We start from the raw sequence: 14,834 nt of genomic DNA, 5'->3' as shown, positions 1-14,834 counted from the left end.
GAGTTTTGACTTTTGACTTTTAAAAATATCCGTTCTTCTTCCGATCTTCCATTGCTGCTTCCGAAACCCTGTCATCAATGCGGGTTTCACCACGTTCGCTGGTTTTGGAGATAGTGATCTCACGAATAATATCGTCTATTGAACTGGCTTCTGAAGTGACTGCCGCTGTACAAGTCATATCACCGACCGTTCGGTAACGCACTCTTCTTTTCACGATCACATCCGCTTCATCTATCCGGATAAATGGTGAATAAGCTACCAATTGTGATTCATGCTCGATCACTTCCCGTTCATGAGAAAAATAAATGGAAGGCAAGGCTATCTGCTCTCTTCGGATATAATTCCAGATGTCTAGTTCCGTCCAGTTGCTGATGGGAAATACACGAACGTTTTCTCCTTTGTGAATTTTACCGTTATAAATATTCCACAACTCCGGTCGTTGCAATTTCGGATCCCATTGACCGAATTCATCGCGCACCGAAAAAATACGCTCCTTCGCCCGGGCTTTTTCTTCATCCCTCCTTGCTCCGCCAATACATGCATCGAAGGCAAATTCCTTGATTGTATCCAAAAGTGTGAATGTCTGCAATGCATTACGACTCGCGAATTTCCCTTTGGGCTCCGTCAGACCTTTGGCGCGAATGGTGTCTTCCACTTTACGTACGATTAATCGTTCGCCAATCTCTGCCGCCAGCTGATCTCTGAAATCAAGTGCTTCCTGAAAATTATGTCCGGTGTCAATATGCACCAGCGGGAAAGGAAATTTTCCGGGACGAAATGCCTTCAACGCCAGATGCACCAATGTTATGGAATCCTTGCCGCCGCTGAATAACAGTGCAGGTCGCTCAAATTGTCCTGCTACTTCGCGAAGAATATGAATTGCTTCTGACTCTAATTGTGCCAGATGATCCAATTGATATTTGCTCATTTTATTTTTAGTTTTTGATTGAAACATCAGATGTATGTAGCCCGCATTCTTTTTTACCGCTATCTTCCCACCACCAGCGACCAGCTCTGAAATCCTCTCCTGGTTTGATGGGACGCGTACATGGTTCGCAGCCGATGCTTATATAACCCTTGTCATGCAGCGAATTGTACGGCAGCTGAAATTTTCGGATATAATTATCTATTTCGTCATCACTCCAATGCAGCAATGGATTGTATTTAATAATCTGGTGTGTATCGTCCCATTCAATCTGCTTTAAACTTTGCCTTGATGGAGAATGTGCAGCCCGCAAACCTGTGATCCATATAGAATAACCTGCCAGTGCACGTTTCAGCGGTTCTACTTTTCTGATATGGCAACATTGTTTGCGCAACTCCACTGATTGATAAAATGCATTGGGGCCGTTCTGGTCCAGATATTGTTCTACTTCCAGACGTTCGGGAAAATAAGATTCGACGCGAATGCCGAAATGCGCATTGGTACTGGCCCAGACATCATAGGTCTGACGAAAAAAACGACCGGTATCTAAAGTGAAAATAGCTACATCTCGTGCATATTGCTGCAGCAAATGTGTGATGACCTGATCTTCTTTACTGAAGCTGGTAGAAAATGTGACGGCACCAGAGAATCTGCCCGACAATAACTGCAAAACAAAGGCAACATCCTGACCCGCAACATCACGGGCAAGCAATGAAGCCGCATGCTGAAGCTGCGTACTCATTCTGAATGATTTGTAAAAGGAAATAATGGAAGAAATCAGCAGAAATGTACCCTACGGGCGCGCAAAGACGCAAGGATAAAGTGCCGAGCACTATACATTCATGATTTCGATCTTATTGCTGGAATACGAAGAGATTACATACAACAACAACAGCAAGTACGAGTACAACAACAAGCAGCCATAACAGTTGCACGGTTGCGGACTGTCAGATGCAGAGAAGCGGCTGTTGTTTGCTTGTTCATAATACTGTTTTTATACAGGTTGTTGTTTCAAAAGGCCGTCTGGCGACCATATTTGCAAAGGTAGCGGCAGAATTTTTTAATTTCCAAATTTTATTTTTCTCTTCTTCGTCAGAGGATTCAAACTGTTCTGACCAGGAACCTATATCCACTCGTGAATCTCCTTTTGCAGTCGACGAAGTCACTCCGATTGAACTCCGTTGCGTCGCACTTTTCATCTACCGTACTACTATGCCTTTAAAGTTTTTTTTGTGGTTTCTATAAAACACATTTACTTTGTGTCAAATTGACGCAAACAAGAATAAATGAAATCATTTTCTTCCTATAAAAATCCGGCGCTTGCCATTGACCTTGTGGTGTTCGGCTATCACGACGATCGACTTTCTGTTTTACTGCTGAATCGGAAAGACGAACCGTTTAAAGATCAGTGGACTTTACCTGGCGCATTTTTACAAATGGAAGAAAGTTTTCAGGACGCTTGTGATCGTGTATTGGGAACAAAACTGGGCATGAATAAAGTGTACATGGAACAGCTATTCACGTTTGATGATCCAGCTCGTGATCCACGAGGACGGGTAATTTCAGTAACTTACTACGCATTGATCAATCCAAAGAAATTTGAAGTCGTAGCAGGTAAAATGGCAAATGACGTGCAATGGTTTGATGTGCGCAAATTACCAGCGCTCGGCTTCGACCACAAAACAATTTTTAAGACGGCACACCAACGATTGAAATCTAAAATTCTCTATTACCCCGTTGGTTTTGAATTATTGGACGAAACGTTTACCATGCCTGAACTACATCATCTGTATGAATGCATTTTGGAAACTAAAATTGACCGGAGGAATTTCAGCAGAAAACTACTCGCTTCGGAATATATCGTTGAAACAGGCAGCCGCCGCGAAGGCCAGCAAAACAGACCAGCGGATTTATATAAATTCAACAAGAAACTCAAACAAAATAACTTTCAGTTAAACATCAACTAAAATGAAAACGTTACCCATTCTCTTAAAAGACGGTTATAAAGTAGGACATAAATTTCAATACCCAGAAGGCACTACCCTGGTGTATTCTAACCTTACACCACGCAAATCCAGAGATAAAGGCATTGAGGAGATCGTTTTCTTCGGACTTCAATACTTTATCAAAGAATATTTGATTGAACAGTTTAATACCAACTTCTTTCAAAGACCAAAAGACGAAGTGCTGAAAACATATGCGCGCCGCATAGATAACTACCTGGGTAAAGACAGCATTAGCTATGATCATATTGCAGCGCTGCATGACTTAGGTTATTTACCGCTGGAGATAAAAGCATTACCGGAAGGAACATTGGTACCAATGCGTGTGCCAATCTTCACGATCAAGAATACATTGCCTGAGTTTTTCTGGCTGACCAATATGCTGGAAACCTTGCTGAGCGCTATTCTGTGGAAACCTTGTACTTCTGCCACAACCGCTTTCCAATACCTAAAAACATTCAACCGTTACGCGGCAGAAACGGTCGGCGCTGACAATAGTTTCATTCCATGGCAGGGGCATGATTTCTCATTCAGAGGCATGAGTGGCATCGAAGACGCAGTGATGAGCGGCGCAGGACATCTGTTGTCTTTCGCGGGCAGTGATACCATCCCAGCTATTGATTTTCTGGAACAATATTACAACGCAAATTGTGAAACAGAACTGATCGGCGGATCTGTACCAGCAACAGAACACAGCGTGATGTGTATGGGCACACAAGACAACGAGATTGGCACTTTTGAACGCTTGATCACTGAAGTCTACCCTGCTGGTGTGGTTTCTATTGTAAGCGACACCTGGGATTTCTGGCAAGTGATCACCGAATTTTTACCAGAACTGAAAGAGAAAATTCTGGTACGCAATGGCAAAGTCGTGATTCGTCCCGACAGTGGTGATCCGGTAAAGATTATTGCGGGCGATCCGGAAGCACCGATTGGCAGCCCAGAATACAAAGGCGCCATTGAATGCATGTGGGAAATATTCGGTGGTACAATTACTGAAAAAGGCTACAAACTACTTGACGGGCACATCGGTTTGATTTACGGCGACAGCATTACAACAGAACGCCAGCTGGCTATTCTCGAAAGCCTGAAGCAAAAAGGGTTTGCGAGTTACAACGTGGTTTTGGGCATTGGTTCTTACACCTACGAATATGTAACCCGCGACACATTTGGTTTCGCGATGAAAGCGACTTATGGCGAGGTAAATGGTATTGGCCGCGACATTTATAAAGATCCTAAAACGGATGACGGAACTAAAAAATCTGCCAAAGGTCTGATGCAAATCTATAGAGATGCAGTAACAGGAAAATTAACATTGAAAGACCAATGTACCTGGGAAGAAGAAGCTCAGGGCGAACTGAAAACAATTTTCAAAGACGGTGAACTCACCATAGACTGGACTTTGGCAGCGATCAGAAATACAGTACAACAACATGCAGCTTACACAACGAAAGCTGCAACGGAAGCGATTCCGGCAATAGAATAACAATGAAAATAGAAATTGAAAATTATGAATCCTCCCTGCTCCATTTACCAAATGCAGGAAAACAAATCATAGGTCATGAACAACTGGATGAAATAGTAGTATACCAGGCCTATAACAACAGTATCGCCAACTACACAGTAGCAAATCAGAAGCTCGGTGGAAGTAAATTCAGTTACGAACGTATGTCATGGATTAAACCGAATTTCCTGTGGATGATGTTTCGTTGTGGCTGGGCAGAAAAGGAAAATCAGGAACGCGTACTAGCACTCTGGATGAAAAAATCGTTCCTGGAAAAGATTCTTTCTGAAGCGGTGCCGTCAACCTATAAACCGCATCTGTACAAGGATATAAAAGATTGGCAAAGAGACTTAAAACAAAAAGAAGTACGGTTGCAGTGGGATCCAGATCATAGTCCGTACGGTGGAAAACCGGAAAGACGAGCGATACAATTAGGATTGAAAGGCGAAATGCTGGAACAATTCGGACAACAGGAGATCACATTGATTGAAGACGTCACTGATTTTGTAAAGGAACAACATGAGTACGTAAAATCGAGACAGCTAAATCATCTGATGATTCCAGTAGAAAGAACCACTTATATAAACGATGCTAAAACCCGCAACAGAATTGGCATTTCAAAGGAAAACGAAGAAAATTAAACTTATGAACACAGTGACACTTTATAGACCCGTTGGACTAAAAGAACTGGAATTGATCGCCGAAAGCGGCTTCCAGAAGTATCCGCCGAGATTGGAATGGCAACCGATATTTTATCCAGTGTTAAACAAAGCTTATGCTTGTCAGATCGCGCAAGAATGGAATACGGAGGATGCTTTCTCCGGATATTGCGGTATAGTCACCAAATTCGAATTGAACGCAGCACATTATGCGGTTTATGAAGTTCAGAATGTAGGTAATGAAATGCACAATGAGTTCTGGGTACCGGCAGAAGCGTTAGAAACTTTCAATGAAAATATTGTTGGCAAGATTGAAATCGTGGCAGCATTTTTTGGAGCAAATTTTGAAACGCCGGATAATCTTTTGATTGCAGACAACCTTAAACACTTCCAAAAGTAAACAGCGATGATCCAGATCGTTCAAGCGCCGAATCCTTACGACGCAACCAGGTTAAAAACTATATTCATGGCTGGTTCCATTGAAATGGGCAAGGCCGTTTTATGGCAGGAAGAATTGATCGCACAAATTAAAAACGTTTTCGGCGATCAGGATTTATTTATACTAAATCCAAGAAGAGACGATTGGAATAGCTCCTGGGTGCAAGAAAAGGAAAATGCTCCTTTTCACGAACAGGTATCCTGGGAATTGGAAGGACTGGAAAATGCGGATTGCATCGTATACTTTCTTCAGGCTGGAACCATCTCCCCTATTACGCTGCTGGAGCTTGGACTTTATGCGCGTAGCAACAAAATAATGGTCCTCTGCGAAAAAGGATTTCACCGGAAAGGAAACGTTGACATTGTTTGTGAACGATATGGCATTCCGCAATACGAAACGCTTTCTGAAGTTGTTTTAGCGTTGGAAAAATTGCTTGCTTGATAAAAGATTAACTGATGAAATACAATAACGACTGGTTGATAAAAAAATTCAGAGCCGGCGACAAAATAAAGTTCCTATTCTTCTGGGGGCATCAGCCTGCAAAGGATGGAAACGTTACCCAAAGCTGCTTTAGTCAATGGTGGCACGCACCGTTTACAGTAGATGGCCTCACCTACAAAACAGCAGAACATTGGATGATGGCTGAAAAGGCGAGACTGTTTAATGATGCAGAAATACTTGAAAAAGTCATTCAGGCAAAAACACCTGCCGAAGCTAAAAAATTAGGCCGCAACATCTCAAGGTTCGATCCAACAGTTTGGGATGAACATAAATTCAACATCGTTGCAACGGGAAATCTCCACAAATTTTCGCAGCATGAACCGTTAAGAGAATTCCTGATTAGCACTGGTCAGCGTGTGCTGGTAGAGGCAAGTCCAGTTGATGCGATCTGGGGAATTGGCATGGCAGCTGATCATCCAGCAATTGAAAATCCGTTGAAATGGCGAGGAGACAACCTACTGGGATACGCATTGATGGCGGTGCGCGACCAACTAATTACATAATACTATAAACAAAGAGAAAATGAAACAGAGTACCCGAATTACAAAAGCGAAAGAAACGGTTTCCATTATAGAAGAAGGACATTATTTCGTCAACGACCGAAAAATAGATATACAACAATGCATTCAACACAGTATTCAGCACGCTGTACTGCATCGGGAAGACTCGTTTGAGCCCATTCTACTAGCAGCCGCAGAGAAAATAAAAACGCTAAACGAGCATACTGTGATTACCGTACAGCAACAAAGGGTTTTGGCGGCTGCGGAAGAAATGATGCAAACGAAACAAAACATCGGATGTTTAAATTTCGCATCCGCTAACAATCCCGGTGGTGGGTTCCTTGGTGGCGCACAAGCGCAGGAAGAAAGTCTGGCTTTATCTTCAGCACTCTACGGTTCGCTGATGCAAAACTTCGAAATGTATGAATTCAATCGTGGTCGAAGAACATACCTATACTCAGACCACATGATCTATAGCCCGGAAGTACCGGTATTTAGAAACGATGATGGTGAATTGCTGGAACAACCTTACCGGATGTCGTTCATTACCAGTCCGGCAACAAATATTGGTGCGATCCGCAACAACAGACCCGAGGAGATGGAACATGTCGAGGCAACGATGTTGCGCAGGATGGACAAAGTACTGGGGCTTTTTGTACTAAACAATGTGGAGCATCTATTGCTCGGCGCCTGGGGTTGTGGCGTATTTCAGAATGATCCAAAAGATATTGCACACTATTTTCACCACTATTTAAATCAAGGCGGAAAATATGGCAAGTGCTTTAAATCGATCGTATTTGCAGTTTATGACCGAAGTAAGAATCAGGAGAACATTGGTGCTTTTGAACGTGTGTTCTCCTAAAAAACAAACCTACTATGAACGAAAAACAAAAGAAAGAGATTGGCAAATTTTTAAGCCTGATCTTGAGACATAGCCCGGAAACCATTCAGATAAAACTCGATGAAAACGGCTGGGCAGATACAGCCGAATTGATCAGTCGTTGTGCAAAACGCGGTAAAACATTTACCCAGGAAGATCTGGAAGAAATCGTAAGAACGAATGACAAACAACGTTATGCATTTAATGAAGACAATACTAAAATCAGAGCGAATCAGGGACATTCAATTGAAGTAGATCTGGCCCTAAAAACAGCGGAGCCTCCAGAGTTCCTTTTTCACGGTACTGTTTCCAAATTTGTGGAAGCGATTCGAAAAGAAGGTCTACAGAAAATGAGTCGTCAACACGTACACTTAAGCGAAGACAAAACAACTGCTGAAAAAGTAGGTAGCAGACGGGGTGTACCTGTTATTCTTACAGTACGAAGCGGGGAAATGCACCAAGACGGAGTGGTTTTCTATCTTTCCGAAAACGGCGTCTGGCTGACTGATCAAGTACCGGCAAAGTACATTAACTTTTAAACTGCAACAATGAGCGGAAACACTTTCGTGATCGGCGATATTCATGGCGGGCTGAAAGCCTTGCAGCAATTGATGGACCGGATGCAGCCGAAGGAAAATGATGTCCTGGTTTTTCTGGGAGACTATGTAGACGGCTGGTCAGAAGCGGCGATGCTGATCGACTACCTGATGTACCTTGATACTGCCTACCGTTGTATTTTTATTAAAGGGAATCATGATGCCTGGTGCGAAGAATGGCTCCGGGGCATGCAACCAGACGATAAATGGTTGTTTAGCGGCGGACAAGCAACTATTAACAGTTATCAATCATTCAGTGCCAAACAGAAAAGAACACATCTGATGTTTTTCAACCGGATGCGTAATTATCATATCGATGAGCGAAACCGTTTGTTTATCCACGCAGGGTACACATCCATACACGGCCCCGCACAGGAACATCATGAAAGCAATTACTGGTGGGACCGTACGCTTTGGGAAATGGCGGTAGCAATGGATAAAACAATTCCAAAAGACTCCATGCTTTTTCCAAAAAGACTCAGGCATTTTCACGAAATTTACGTGGGCCATACGCCAACGCTTAATTATAACGAAATGATGCCAATGCAAGGTTACAATGTGTGGAACGTAGACACAGGCGCCGCATATTATGGCAAACTGTCGGGCATGAATGTTGATACAAAAGAAGTTTTTCAAAGCGAACCAGTACAATCATTTTATCCAAACGAAAAAGGAAGAAACTAAAAGACGATGAACACACTTCATTTCATTTATCCGGAGCAATCAACGATCCGATTCAAGACAATGATCTTTCCAGACGGCCAACCTCATTTAAAAATCGATATGGACAGCATCGCTGCACTTGACAGAAAGGCGCCATTGCAAATCAATACCAGGCTTGCTAATGCCAATGATCTGATGATGGTTTTATTCGCCAAAAACACACTCGACTATCTTGAATTTGAACAGATTGAACTGAATGTTTCTTATTTGATGGCTGCCCGAATGGACCGTGTGATGCAGGATGGAGAACCTTTTTCACTTAAGGTGGTGGCCAATTTGCTAAACCTGGCAGGCTTTAAAAAGATCCGCATTTTCGATCCACATTCCGAAGTGAGCACCGCGTTGATTGACCGTTCTTATGCGGTGACGAACCATGATTATGTGAAGGAGGCGTTGACAGATTATTTCAAAAAAAATAGTAAAACACCTTTCTGCATTGTATCTCCGGATGCCGGCGCACTCAAAAAAATTCATAAGCTCGCACAATATCTGAACGTCGACAATGTAGTGGAATGCATGAAGGAACGGGACGTAAAAACCGGCGCGTTGCTCAGTTTTAAAACGACTGTAACGGATCTCTCCGGACAAACTTGTTTTATCATAGACGATATCTGCGACGGCGGGGGTACCTTTGCTGGAACAGCGAAAATGCTGAAAGAAAAAGGAGCCGTGAAAGTTGTATTGATTGTAAGTCATGGTATTTTCAGCAAAGGTGTTTCTATTGATGAGGTGGATGAAATTTATACCACCGACTCGTTTAAACAGGTAGATGGTGTAAATTGTTTTTCGATTGCACAATATCTCTGATAACTAAAAAAATTCGCGGCCATGCATAACAATCCTGAAAAAGAAAAACAGCTTGCCGCAAAAGAGGCGGTCACTTTATTGAAAGACGGTCAAATCGTAGGTCTGGGAACGGGCTCTACGATTTTTTTTGCTATTGAAGAAATAGGAACGCTGGTAAAAAACGGCCTGCAAATCAAAGGAGTCGCCACTTCTGATGCTTCGTACCAACAGGCAATTGCGCTGGGCATTCCCATGCTCAACATCAACGACGTGACGCGTATTGACATCACCATTGACGGTACGGACGAATTTGATGACAACCTGCAACTGATCAAAGGTGGCGGCGGTGCACTTTTTAAAGAAAAGATCGTAGCCTCTATGAGCCGGGAAAAGATCATTATCGCAGATGCTTCGAAAAAAGTAAATGCGCTGGGTAAATTTAAAGTCCCCATCGAAGTCGTACCTTTTGCGGTGAACTATGTCCGGCAGCAACTTAAAAAGCTAAACGGAAACGGTGAAGTTCGAATGAAAGATGGTCAGACGTTTGTGACGGAGCAGGGCAATTATATTATCGACGGCGATTTCGGACCGATCAACGAACCCATTATTCTGTCAAGACATCTTAATGAAATTGAGGGCATCCTTGTACATGGCTTATTTGTAAACATGGCGGATTCTGTAATCATGGGTGTTCATGATACGACGGTGACCTTTACGCGGGAGGCACTGGCTTAGTGCGGTTAAAAGGTTAAAATGCTAAAGCGATAAATGGTCGCGAATACTTACTGCAGCCGACTGATGTTTAAATTTTATCGATTAAACCAATTACTCATTTAACCAATTAACTTATCAAAATGACCACGGAACAATATGCATCACTCTTCAAAAGAGAACTCAGCAAAGTAATCGACGAACTGAATCAATATCAGAACGATTCTGACATCTGGTTAGTTCGTGGCGAAATTAAAAACTCCGCTGGCCATCTCTGCCAGCATTTAGTAGGTAATCTGAAAACATTTATCGGTCGCGAGTTAGGTGGTCTACCTTATGAACGTAATCGCGATGCCGAATTTAATGAACGTAGATTCGAACGACCTGATTTGATTTTACTACTAACCGACACAGAATCGGTTGTTGAAGAATCATTGCGCAAGCTTTCTCCGGCGCAGCTCGCAGGCCCCTACCCGCCTGTTCTCGCACTCGCCGAAGACCAAACGGTTGATTTTGTTTTGACGCATCTGCTGGCCCATTTGAATTATCACCTGGGACAAATTAATTATCACAGACGATTGATCAATTAAAAATTCAAAACCTAAATGAGTCGTTTATCATTACAGTATTGTGTCGATTAAGCATTCCAGTACTCAAACAGTAAAATTCATTTTATCGCAGAACTCCCCCTATCGCCGACATGACCGTGTGATTTATAAACTCGCATTCACTGTCAACTGTCCACCGTCAACCGAAAGGAAATTACCCACAAAAAACTGAGCCCACACCGTATTTCACCGGGCTTTTCATTCCACAAAAACACAACTGCCACTTGCCTGTTATCAACGGCCAATTGAGCTGTCTGTATCAAGTTTGTATTTCGCATTCACAATACCATCATTCACTAAATAGCGTGTCATCTATTTCCCATAAAATATAAATTGCTACTACACCTACCGACTATTTTTTCTTCACCATAATTTAAAAACACGCTATGAGAAAACACTTCCGCACACCGTTCCGGAAAATGGCCGTTGCGCTTCTACCTGTAGCACTTGCAGCATGCATCAGCAATTCCAGCCATGCTCAGGATTTCGTAAAAACTTTCAGGAGTTACGACGATTTAAAACAGTATACCATATTGCCTGTCGAGAACAATGACGAGTATGTGATGGCCGGCACATTGGAAAACAGGGCCGTGCATTTCATTCATGTCGGTGGAATGGGTAACATGCTTGCCAATGAGTACTACCGTGATCCATTAGGCAATTACGAGCACCATACTACTAACCTCGTAGCATATTCCGACAACGAATACATCATCACATCGCTACGTCGTGATGTGCCGGTATCCAGCACCAGTCGCGATGTCCTCGAACTTTACTTCGTAAAAGGCGATGGTAGTCTGCTTGATCACAGGATCATTCAAAACACACAGGCAATAAACGGCACTAATTACACCAACATTTATCCGATGCACAGCCTGATCAACAATGACACGCTGTACATTACCGGGTTTGTCAGCAATCAACCAATAACAGACCCCACCAGCCCGAGTTTCAGAGGCATCACCTCGAAGCAGATCTTTGTGATGCGTTACAATATCAATACCAACACGGTAATGACCAGCAAGGTTTTTGACTTTGTGTACACACCCGCCAGCGTCGCGTACTTTGATGCCGATATGGGCGTAAACCTTACACTTACGAGCAGTGGTACGCTCTATGTAACCGGCAGTGCGAATGCAATTCAACCAATCGCGTCAGCCTCCACATATAATATTGGCGCAGGCACACTTAATCTCGCGCTTAACCCGAATACACTCGCCGTGCAAAATACAGGTAACACATCCTTCATTGCTGATTATTACACCAACCCATTTACCTATGGTGAATACGGTGTAGCTTTAATGGAAGATCAGGTAAATGGCGGCTATAACGTGGTTTCAAACAGCGCCGACTATTTTAAATACGGCCTGCTCAATATTGCTCCGAAATCGACTATGATCACACATATCAACAGCTCTTTCAACATCTATGCGACACCGGCCAAAAGCCGTATGCGTGTAAAAGATCCTGGTGACGGTGCATGGTCATTAGAAGCTATGGAAAGTGCGGACGGTAACGATCACATCCTTTTAGGCGGTATGCAGACTATGCCGCTCCCTAATTGTTCGGGCAATGCTGCAAAACCAAGTCCAGACAATTTCAATCCTTTCCTGGCGGACCTTACACTCGGCTGGGATGCATCAAGCAGTACGCTGAGTGCAACACTCAATACCTGGAGAACTTATCTCTGCCAGTTCGGAACGGGAAACATGTCGATGAGCAACAGTTATTTCCTGCAAGGTGGCAATTTTGCATACAACGCATGGAATCCTGTTTTCGCAACGCGTCGTCAACCAATCGGCAGCTCATTTACTGACGATATCATGATGACCGCGCCTAGCTGGAATCCTGACTATAATGCGCTCAATCTGAAATTGATCCGCACGGACAAAAACGGCGATATCAGCAGTTGTCCGGACGCATATACCAACTGTGCTACAGCGGGTCTTACTCCGGAGCAGGTAAACAATACGCTTTCGTATGGTTCTTCCGTTTCAGTAAGTATGACCAATTCAAACTACGCAGTGAGCACTACGCAGGTACAGGCAGATCCTGGCGATTGGGGTCCTTACGCAGAAATCTACTGCGAACCTTCTGCACCTTACTTCCGCAAAGCGAACGTTACAAATGTGCAGTCTGCCATTACCGCAAGCCTGACGCCAAACCCGGCGATCAATTATGTGAATGTTTCCCTGCAAGGCATTGCTGACGGCAATACGACAGTAAGAGTAGAACTGACAGACATCACTGGAAAATCTGCTGGCGTATTATATAACGGCACTGCCGATGGTTTGAACAGCAATACAAAACTGAAATTACCAACAGTGGCATCCGGTCTGTATCTCGTAAAAATATCTGCCGGCACACAAATGCTGCCAATCCAAAAACTCGTGATTACCGAATAGTTTCTTTTAATTTTTTTCTGAGTTCCCTTGGTTTGTTTGAGCAGGTTCCCTCCCGGAGCCTGCTTTTTGTTTACAAGCGAACCAGTGTTTTGACGTATATTTAAATACCCCCTGCATCCAACAAACACACATCACCATATGCACACCAGATTACTCCGTCTGAAAAGTTTTGCGACGCTTTGTTTTACACTGCTTCTACCAATATTATCGTCAGCTCAAAGCTGCGACTGCAGTGCGCAATTTCAATTTATCAAGACCTATTTCGAAACAAATAATCCCTCATTCCAGACAATAAAAAAAGATCCCAACCAGTACAAAAAATACGAAGCGGCGGTACAGAAAACAGAGCGCAAAATCGCGAAAGAACCTGCTAACGCTAATTGCACGTTTGCACTAGAAGACTATGTATCCTTACTTCATGATCATCACAGCAGTGTAGAGCAAAATCCAGGCGCAATGCATCGTGCTAAAATGCATTCAGAAGCAGAGTTGGATAGTTTCAAGAAAAGCACATTTTATCAGTCATTTGAAAAACTAGCAGTTGATACCACGAAGCTGCTGGAATCGCTGGCACAAAAAGATGTCTCCGATATAGAAGGATTGTATCTAAACCACGAGACGACCGTTGGCATATACAAAACCGGGAAGAATAAATATAAAGGTGTGGTGCTTCGTACAAAAACGAAATTCCTGGAACTCGGACAGGTAATGTTTGAATTAAAACGGATTTCCGAAGATCGCTACCAGGTCACCTACAACCTCGGGCTGCTTGGGTTCAGCGTTCGCTCACACGCCAAAACCATGACGATTAACGACGGCCACATATACTACTACGGTTATTCCAAAAGCGGCAAACATTTTGAAGAAAAAAAACCTTTCGAATTTAAATCACTCAACGATAGTACCAATTACATGCGCATCAGCACATTCAACGGCGCACTCACCATGCAGCTCGATACCTTTTATGAAGCACACGATGCAGTCATTCGCAGTAAGCCTAATCTCATAATTGATCTCCGCGACAATGGCGGTGGCGCAGATCGTTGCTTTGTACCGCTGGTACACTACCTCTATACCGGTCCCATTATGAGCGATACCGTAGATATCTGGGTAACGCCTGAAAACATCAGACGTTATCAGGAGATACTGGAGGAACAGCAACAAAACAAAGATAAATACGGAAATGCAGCAACTACAATGGGAGCGCGCCTGGAGCAAATGAAACGGGCACCGTCAAATAGTTTCATATTAATGGACGAAAAAGCGCCTGAACCCTGGACGATAGACAGCATATACACAAATCCAAAGAAAGTTGTGCTGCTCTACAACAAAGGCACAGCTAGCTCCGGCGAAGCGTTTATATGGTATGCAATGCAAAGTAAAAAAGTAATTACCGCAGGTGAAAACTCAGGCGGCTACATGGGTTTCGGCAATGTAATGGAGTCATTTAGTCCTTGCGATCTCTACAAAATTTACAATACCACCACCCGTTATCGCAATTTTTCTCATTACGAATACGTGGGCATTGAACCACAACATAAAATACCAGCAGGTAAAGACTGGATTGAATATGCGAAAGAATTACTAAAATAAG

General features: G+C 43.2%; 16 protein-coding genes. 14 read left to right on the top strand and 2 right to left on the bottom strand.

The window, feature by feature from the left end; translation table 11 throughout:
• Window positions 1–19 precede the first annotated feature (19 nt).
• Both cysD and DN068_RS16440 read right to left on the bottom strand, forming a co-directional pair.
• Window positions 20–928: a sulfate adenylyltransferase subunit CysD gene (cysD, locus tag DN068_RS16445; protein WP_111000286.1), complete on the bottom strand. Its 909-nt coding sequence runs from the start codon at window positions 926–928 to the stop codon at window positions 20–22.
• Window positions 929–935: 7 nt separating this feature from the next.
• The gene (locus tag DN068_RS16440) at window positions 936–1,667 is read right to left on the bottom strand and encodes a phosphoadenylyl-sulfate reductase (RefSeq protein ID WP_111000030.1); all 732 of its coding nucleotides are present in this window, start codon (window positions 1,665–1,667) and stop codon (window positions 936–938) included.
• A 544-nt stretch (window positions 1,668–2,211) separates the two neighbouring features.
• On the opposite strand from DN068_RS16440, the gene DN068_RS16430 reads away from it, so the two are divergent.
• From DN068_RS16430 to DN068_RS16365, 14 genes are all read left to right on the top strand, one after another.
• Window positions 2,212–2,892, top strand: a complete 681-nt coding sequence (locus DN068_RS16430) for an NUDIX hydrolase (protein ID WP_111000028.1) — start codon at window positions 2,212–2,214, stop codon at window positions 2,890–2,892.
• A 1-nt stretch (window position 2,893) separates the two neighbouring features.
• A complete protein-coding gene (locus DN068_RS16425) occupies window positions 2,894–4,414 on the top strand; it encodes a nicotinate phosphoribosyltransferase (protein ID WP_111000027.1) in 1,521 nt (506 codons plus the stop codon).
• Window positions 4,415–4,416: 2 nt separating this feature from the next.
• Window positions 4,417–5,073, top strand: coding sequence for a DUF4291 domain-containing protein (locus tag DN068_RS16420; protein WP_111000026.1), 657 nt, complete (start codon window positions 4,417–4,419; stop codon window positions 5,071–5,073).
• 4 nt (window positions 5,074–5,077) lie between these two features.
• Entirely contained in the window at window positions 5,078–5,491 is a 414-nt protein-coding gene (locus DN068_RS16415) for an ADP-ribosylation/crystallin J1 (protein WP_111000025.1), read from the top strand.
• Between the two features lie 6 nt (window positions 5,492–5,497).
• Entirely contained in the window at window positions 5,498–5,971 is a 474-nt protein-coding gene (locus tag DN068_RS16410; protein WP_111000024.1) for a nucleoside 2-deoxyribosyltransferase domain-containing protein, read from the top strand.
• 14 nt (window positions 5,972–5,985) lie between these two features.
• Window positions 5,986–6,534, top strand: a complete 549-nt coding sequence (locus DN068_RS16405; RefSeq protein ID WP_111000023.1) for an NADAR family protein — start codon at window positions 5,986–5,988, stop codon at window positions 6,532–6,534.
• 19 nt (window positions 6,535–6,553) lie between these two features.
• Window positions 6,554–7,393: a TIGR02452 family protein gene (locus DN068_RS16400; RefSeq protein ID WP_111000022.1), complete on the top strand. Its 840-nt coding sequence runs from the start codon at window positions 6,554–6,556 to the stop codon at window positions 7,391–7,393.
• A 14-nt stretch (window positions 7,394–7,407) separates the two neighbouring features.
• Window positions 7,408–7,950 (top strand): RNA 2'-phosphotransferase, encoded by a 543-nt coding sequence (locus DN068_RS16395; protein WP_111000021.1) that lies wholly within the window; start codon window positions 7,408–7,410, stop codon window positions 7,948–7,950.
• A 9-nt stretch (window positions 7,951–7,959) separates the two neighbouring features.
• The gene (locus DN068_RS16390; protein WP_111000020.1) at window positions 7,960–8,691 is read left to right on the top strand and encodes a metallophosphoesterase; all 732 of its coding nucleotides are present in this window, start codon (window positions 7,960–7,962) and stop codon (window positions 8,689–8,691) included.
• Window positions 8,692–8,697: 6 nt separating this feature from the next.
• Entirely contained in the window at window positions 8,698–9,537 is an 840-nt protein-coding gene (gene prs, locus DN068_RS16385; protein WP_111000019.1) for a ribose-phosphate diphosphokinase, read from the top strand.
• Between the two features lie 21 nt (window positions 9,538–9,558).
• Window positions 9,559–10,251: a ribose-5-phosphate isomerase RpiA gene (gene rpiA / locus DN068_RS16380; RefSeq protein ID WP_111000018.1), complete on the top strand. Its 693-nt coding sequence runs from the start codon at window positions 9,559–9,561 to the stop codon at window positions 10,249–10,251.
• 119 nt (window positions 10,252–10,370) lie between these two features.
• The gene (locus DN068_RS16375) at window positions 10,371–10,817 is read left to right on the top strand and encodes a DUF1572 family protein (protein ID WP_111000017.1); all 447 of its coding nucleotides are present in this window, start codon (window positions 10,371–10,373) and stop codon (window positions 10,815–10,817) included.
• A 404-nt stretch (window positions 10,818–11,221) separates the two neighbouring features.
• Window positions 11,222–13,240: a T9SS type A sorting domain-containing protein gene (locus DN068_RS16370; RefSeq protein WP_111000016.1), complete on the top strand. Its 2,019-nt coding sequence runs from the start codon at window positions 11,222–11,224 to the stop codon at window positions 13,238–13,240.
• A 138-nt stretch (window positions 13,241–13,378) separates the two neighbouring features.
• The gene (locus tag DN068_RS16365) at window positions 13,379–14,833 is read left to right on the top strand and encodes a S41 family peptidase (RefSeq protein ID WP_111000015.1); all 1,455 of its coding nucleotides are present in this window, start codon (window positions 13,379–13,381) and stop codon (window positions 14,831–14,833) included.
• The last annotated feature ends 1 nt before the right edge of the window (window position 14,834 follow it).

This window comes from Taibaiella soli (assembly GCF_003236175.1).
Classification (GTDB): Bacteria; Bacteroidota; Bacteroidia; order Chitinophagales; family Chitinophagaceae; genus QKTW01.
This window is presented reverse-complemented; position numbering and strand designations above follow the sequence as displayed.

What these genes read in the sequence shown, in the direction of transcription:
- cysD (WP_111000286.1), bottom strand. Translation starts at nt 928, where the DNA reads ATGAGCAAATATCAATTGGATCATCTGGCACAATTAGAGTCAGAAGCA.
- DN068_RS16440 (WP_111000030.1), bottom strand. Translation starts at nt 1,667, where the DNA reads ATGAGTACGCAGCTTCAGCATGCGGCTTCATTGCTTGCCCGTGATGTT.
- DN068_RS16430 (WP_111000028.1), top strand. Translation starts at nt 2,212, where the DNA reads ATGAAATCATTTTCTTCCTATAAAAATCCGGCGCTTGCCATTGACCTT.
- DN068_RS16425 (WP_111000027.1), top strand. Translation starts at nt 2,894, where the DNA reads ATGAAAACGTTACCCATTCTCTTAAAAGACGGTTATAAAGTAGGACAT.
- DN068_RS16420 (WP_111000026.1), top strand. Translation starts at nt 4,417, where the DNA reads ATGAAAATAGAAATTGAAAATTATGAATCCTCCCTGCTCCATTTACCA.
- DN068_RS16415 (WP_111000025.1), top strand. Translation starts at nt 5,078, where the DNA reads ATGAACACAGTGACACTTTATAGACCCGTTGGACTAAAAGAACTGGAA.
- DN068_RS16410 (WP_111000024.1), top strand. Translation starts at nt 5,498, where the DNA reads ATGATCCAGATCGTTCAAGCGCCGAATCCTTACGACGCAACCAGGTTA.
- DN068_RS16405 (WP_111000023.1), top strand. Translation starts at nt 5,986, where the DNA reads ATGAAATACAATAACGACTGGTTGATAAAAAAATTCAGAGCCGGCGAC.
- DN068_RS16400 (WP_111000022.1), top strand. Translation starts at nt 6,554, where the DNA reads ATGAAACAGAGTACCCGAATTACAAAAGCGAAAGAAACGGTTTCCATT.
- DN068_RS16395 (WP_111000021.1), top strand. Translation starts at nt 7,408, where the DNA reads ATGAACGAAAAACAAAAGAAAGAGATTGGCAAATTTTTAAGCCTGATC.
- DN068_RS16390 (WP_111000020.1), top strand. Translation starts at nt 7,960, where the DNA reads ATGAGCGGAAACACTTTCGTGATCGGCGATATTCATGGCGGGCTGAAA.
- prs (WP_111000019.1), top strand. Translation starts at nt 8,698, where the DNA reads ATGAACACACTTCATTTCATTTATCCGGAGCAATCAACGATCCGATTC.
- rpiA (WP_111000018.1), top strand. Translation starts at nt 9,559, where the DNA reads ATGCATAACAATCCTGAAAAAGAAAAACAGCTTGCCGCAAAAGAGGCG.
- DN068_RS16375 (WP_111000017.1), top strand. Translation starts at nt 10,371, where the DNA reads ATGACCACGGAACAATATGCATCACTCTTCAAAAGAGAACTCAGCAAA.
- DN068_RS16370 (WP_111000016.1), top strand. Translation starts at nt 11,222, where the DNA reads ATGAGAAAACACTTCCGCACACCGTTCCGGAAAATGGCCGTTGCGCTT.
- DN068_RS16365 (WP_111000015.1), top strand. Translation starts at nt 13,379, where the DNA reads ATGCACACCAGATTACTCCGTCTGAAAAGTTTTGCGACGCTTTGTTTT.